Origin of the sequence: Streptomyces albidus (ex Kaewkla and Franco 2022) (assembly GCF_013870515.1) — a bacterium.
GTDB lineage: Bacteria > Actinomycetota > Actinomycetes > Streptomycetales > Streptomycetaceae > Streptomyces > Streptomyces albidus.
This window is the reverse complement of the sequence record NZ_JACBXA010000347.1, coordinates 1-4,847: the sequence shown is the minus strand read 5'-3', so window position 1 is coordinate 4,847 and position 4,847 is coordinate 1. Positions and strand designations below refer to the sequence as shown.

The window sequence follows — 4,847 nt, the reverse complement described above, 5'->3', positions numbered from 1 at the left end:
CCGCGGCGAGCGCGGGGTCGGCCGAGCCGGTGTCGTCGGCGAAGCCGGGATCGGGGATGTTCTTGAGCGCCACGGGCGTGAGCCTAGTGCGGCCCGGCGGGACGACCCGAGGGCGGCCCCGCCGGGATCACCGGGTCACCCACCCCTCAGGCGCCTGCGGAGGCCGCGGAGAGTCTCCATGTTGACGCCGCGGTGCACGGCGATCGCGCTTCCGATCAGGAGCATGCCGAGGACCGCGGTGATGGTCGCCAGCCAGCTGGAGCTCGGGCCGTCCTCGGGGCCCGCGCCGAAGAACTCGCTCTTGTAGGGCAGCTGGCTGGGCTGCTGCTCGCGGGGCTTGATGTTCGAGCCCATCTCTATCGCCGCCGCCGGATCGACTACGCCCGTGCCCAGAGCGTCGCTGCGTCCGCCTTCGGGGGTGTTGCGGGCCGTGTCGGAGATCAGTTCCTTGATCTGGGCGGGGCTGAGGTCCGGGTGCGCGGCCCGTACGAGCGCGACGGCGCCGGAGGCGAACGCGGAGGCGGCGCTGGTGCCCCAGCCCTCGTAGTAGCGGCGGTCGGGGTCGGCGATGAGCACTTGCTTGCCGGGTGCCGCGACGGTGGCGTACCAGCGGCGGGTGGAGAAGGCGGCACGGGCGCCGTGGCGGTCCACGGCGGTGACCGCGACGACCCCCGGATAGGCGGCGGGGTAGGAGACGTGGTCGCCCTCCTCTCCGCCGTTGCCCGCGGAGGCGACGACGACGGAGCCCTGGCCGAGGGCGTAACGGACCGCGGCGTCCTCGCGGGCCTCGGGGTGGGCGGAGTCGCTGTCGTCGCCGAGGGAGAGGTTGATGACGTCGGCGCCCTGGTCGGCGGCCCAGCGGATGCCCTTCGCGAGGGCGGTGCCCGCGGCGTCGCGTGCCTTCTTGCGGTCGGGGTCGCTGTCCTCGAGGAGCACCCGGATGGGCAGGATCTTCGCCTCCGGTGCGACGCCCATGACCCCGAGCTTGTTGTCCTTGCCGTGGCCGTGACCGGCGATGATCCCAGCCATGGCCGTGCCGTGCCTGGCCCAGGAGCGGTCGCCCTTCTTCGCGCCGACGCCGACGAAGTCGCGCCCCTTCTGGACGCTGCCCTTCAGGTCCGGGTGGTCGGCTGCCACGCCCGTGTCGAGCACGGCGACGGTGATGCCCTTGCCCTTGGTGGTCTTCCAGGCGTCGGGCGCCTGTATCGCCTTGAGGCCCCACTCCTGCCGCTGCACGCCCTCGCCCTCAGCGTGCGCGGTGCCCGCCACGGGCAGGAGAGCGAGCGTGGCCGCGAGGGGTACGGCCGTGATACGGCGCAGCACGCGGCCGCGTGCGAGGAGGGGTGCGCGCGAGGCGGAACCGTCTCCCTCCCGCCCGGCGGGTGCGGAGTGGGTGCTTCTCGGGGGACGGCTGTGGGTCACTGGTCGCCCTCTCCTCGGCCTGCCGCCGCGTTGCGCAGCCGGCGTTCGATGCGGTCTGCGATGCCCTGTGCGTCGTGCCCGAGTCCGGCCTGCGCCGCGGCCGAGGTCTCGCCCTTCTCGGTCGCCTCTGCCGCTGCCTGCGGGTCGCTGACCACGCGCCCGTCGGCGAACCCGGTCACGGCGTAGGCGACGACGGGGGCTTCGGCCAGCACCCGTACCGTCCAGCTGGCGCGCTGCGCGTCGCCGAAGTCGGCGGCGACGGTGCCGCGTGCGGCGTAGGGGCGCGGCATGAGGTCGGTCCGCTCGCTGAGGTTCTCCACGGCGAAGCGCTTGCGGAGCGAGCGCATCCCCGCGTCGTCGGAGCGGGTGAAGACAAGTCCGACGGTGGTGACGCTGCTGGTGGTCTCGTCGGCGTAGGTGGCGCGCAGGAGGCGGCTGCAGCCGACCGGCGAGAGGGCCTTGGCGAGCAGGGGGTCGAAGGCGTTGCGGCAGTTGCCGTCCGGCGCGACCGCGACACGGAGCCACTGGCGGTCCGCGCCGCCCGGCCCGGCGCCCACGCCCTTGAGCTCGCGGGGGAAGATCTCGTCGACGGACTTGCTGTGCCACATCGTCCGTGCGTTGTCGAAGACCTCCTGGGCTGTCGCCTGGTCCCCGGGGTCGTCGGTGAGCCAGGTCATCCCCGCGGCGGCACCGCCGATCAGGCCGACGCCGAGCACGAGGCAAGCGGCGGCGGCGACCGTACGGGGAGCGGGACGGTGATGAGGGCTCTCGTCCTGTATGGGCCGCAACTGAGCGGTGGGCGGCCCGGACTCGAAGGACCCGGCGGGGCGGCCCGGCGGAAGCGGCGGGAGCGGCGGGCGGCCCGGAGCGGCTCCGCCTTCATGGAGGCGTCTGCCCTCCGCGGCGGCCTCGGGCGGCAGTTCCGGCCTCGGCGGCATCCCTCCCTGCGCGGCCGCCTTCGACTCCGCTCTGCGGCGCAGGGTCTCTGAGGTCAGGGGCTTCCCGGTCGGCGGCGGGGGCTGCGGCGGTGCGCTGGGAACGGGCAGCCGCGGCCGGTCGGAAGCGTAGGGCTTGGCGGGTGATGCGGCGGGCCGGACTTCGTCCGATTCCGTGTCGTGCGGCATCTGTCGGTTGGGCTCGTCTTTCTGGGTGTGCTTCGCGGGCCCTCCGGCGGTTCCCCGGGGCGGAGTTCCGCGCCCGCCGGACGAACCGGCCCTGTTCGCGGAGTCCTTGGCCGCCGGAGGCGGGGAGGACGGCACCGGGGGGACGCTCGGACGTGGAGGCGCAGCGGGACGCGGCGGGGCGGCGGGGCGCGGCGGGATCCGGGGATGCTCCCGGGCGGAATCCGGTGCAGGCCTGCGGGAATGCGTGCGGTCGTCAGTGCTCATCTGCACCCCTCCCGCGCGCAGTGCCACCCCACACGATTCCCTTTCGGGGCATGCCGGTTCGTATCGGACAACACGCTGCTGGTCGAGTCTCACGCAGCGTGCGGCGGTCACTCTACGGGGCGAACTGGTGGTTCCGGCAACCCCGCTCGGCGCCTTGCCGGGGTGTCCCGGGCAGCCGCGCTCTGGCAAGCTGCCCAGGTGTTCGACACAACAGCAGACCTCGCAGCCGACCGGGCGCGTTACGACCGTGCCACCGCGCATCTCGACGCGCCTCTCGCACTCGTGGACCTTGAGGCGTTCGACTCGAACGCCGACGACCTGGTGCGTCGCGGAGGCGGCAAGCCGATCCGGGTGGCCACCAAGTCGGTGCGGTGCAGGGGCCTGTTGGAGCGGGTGCTGGCGCGGAACGGCTTCGCGGGCGTGCTGAGCTTCACGCTGGCCGAGTCTCTGTGGCTCGCCCGCTCGGGCATCGACGACGTACTCCTGGCGTACCCGTCCGCGGACAGGGCGGCCTTCGCCGAGCTCGCGGCCGACCCGAAGCTGGCGGCAGCCGTGACGGTGATGGTGGACGACCCGGCGCAGCTCGCGCTGATCGACGCGGCGCGCGACGGCGGGGAGCAGGAGATCCGGGTCTGCCTGGAACTGGACACCTCCCTGCGGCGCTTCGGGGGCCGCGTGCGCGTCGGTGCGCGCCGCTCCCCGCTGCACTCCCCCACCCAACTCGCCGACGTGGCCCGCTCGGTGTCGCGCAGGAAGGGCTTCCGGCTGGTCGGCCTGATGGCGTACGAGGGCCACGTGGCCGGCGTGGGCGACGCGGCACCCGGCAACCGGCTGCGTACGCGCGGAGTGCGCCTGATGCAGTCGGCGGCGAAGCGCGAGCTGGCGGCGCGGCGCGCTGCGGCCGTCCACGCGGTACGCCACGTCGTCCCTGACCTGGAGTTCGTCAACGGCGGCGGCACCGGGAGCGTGCAGCACACGGCGGCAGAGGACGCGGTGACGGAGATCGCGGCGGGCTCAGGGCTGTTCCTGCCGCGCCTGTTCGACCACTACACGTCCTTCAGCGGGCGTCCCGCCGCGCTGTTCGCCCTGCCGGTCGTACGACGGCCCGGGGTGGGCGTGGTGACGGTGCTCGGCGGCGGATATCCGGCGTCGGGGGCACCGGGCCGTGACCGGCTGCCGCAGCCCTACCTTCCGCGGGGGCTGCGCTACGACCGCCAGGAGGCGGCCGGCGAGGTGCAGACGCCGCTGCTGGGGCCTCCCGCCGACGATCTGCTGGTGGGCGACAAGGTGTGGTTCCGGCACGCCAAGGCCGGGGAGCTGTGCGAGCGCTTCGCCGAGCTGCACCTGGTGGAGGGGGATCGCGTGACGGGGTCGCTGCCGACGTACCGGGGCGAGGGCCGCACCTTCCTCTGAGTCGGCACCGCCCGGCGTCTGTGACGGCTCGCGAAGGTCCGGCTCAGGCTCCGGGGCCCGTCCTGCTGCGGTGTGAGACCTCTTCGCCGGGGACGCCTACGTCGCCTTCCCCGGTCCCCTCGCCTTCCGTCACGCCCTCGGCCAGCTTGTCCATGTCGCCCAGGGGCGGCGCGGACTTGTGGATGTCGAAGCCGGAGCGCAGCAGGAGCATCTGCCCGGAGCCGTCGGGGTGCGGGAAGGCGACGGACTCGACGTACGCGTCGGGCTTGGTGCGGTTCACGATCTTCCAGCGCACGCGGTACGCGTCCTGGCCGGCGATCTCGGTCTTCTCCGAGGTGACCGACCTGTGCGAGGTGATGCCGCCGTAGGTGTCCTCGCTGTAGGCGAGTTCGGCGAACCGGCCGATGTCGTTCTTCGCCACGTCCTCGGCGCTGCCGGCGTCCGTGGCGGCCACGACGATGACGGAGGAGCCTCGCAGGCAGTTCCCGCCTTCGCTCCCCGGGCAGTTGTACTCGCCGGTGCCGACCATGGGTGTCAGCGGGTCGTGCTGCCAGCCGTCCAGCACGGGCAGGTCGACGCCGGCAGCCGGGACCTCACCCTCCTGGCCGGGCTCGCCCTCAGGGC

4 protein-coding genes are annotated in these 4,847 nt (G+C 73.7%); 1 reads left to right on the top strand and 3 read right to left on the bottom strand.

Translation table 11 applies throughout. The features are described 5' to 3' along the window. Positions 1–135 precede the first annotated feature (135 nt). Positions 136–1,323 carry a type VII secretion-associated serine protease mycosin gene (mycP, locus tag H5J26_RS28470; RefSeq protein WP_419183862.1) on the bottom strand — a complete coding sequence of 396 codons (1,188 nt, stop codon included), beginning with the start codon at positions 1,321–1,323 and terminating at the stop codon, positions 136–138. 95 nt (positions 1,324–1,418) lie between these two features. After that, complete coding sequence (locus tag H5J26_RS28465; RefSeq protein ID WP_235981217.1) at positions 1,419–2,360, bottom strand: hypothetical protein; 942 nt, start codon at positions 2,358–2,360, stop codon at positions 1,419–1,421. A gap of 648 nt (positions 2,361–3,008) precedes the next feature. Between H5J26_RS28465 and H5J26_RS28460 the strand changes: the two genes are divergently transcribed. Beyond that, a complete protein-coding gene (locus H5J26_RS28460) occupies positions 3,009–4,223 on the top strand; it encodes an amino acid deaminase/aldolase (protein WP_181768843.1) in 1,215 nt (404 codons plus the stop codon). A gap of 43 nt (positions 4,224–4,266) precedes the next feature. On the opposite strand, the gene H5J26_RS28455 is transcribed toward H5J26_RS28460, so the two are convergent. Further along, on the bottom strand, positions 4,267–4,847 hold a 581-nt coding region (locus H5J26_RS28455), incomplete at its 5' end, for a hypothetical protein (protein ID WP_181768842.1).

Bases quoted from the DNA above. Each gene is read 5' to 3' on its own strand.
- H5J26_RS28465 (WP_235981217.1), bottom strand. From the start codon at position 2,360: ATGCCGCCGAGGCCGGAACTGCCGCCCGAGGCCGCCGCGGAGGGCAGA.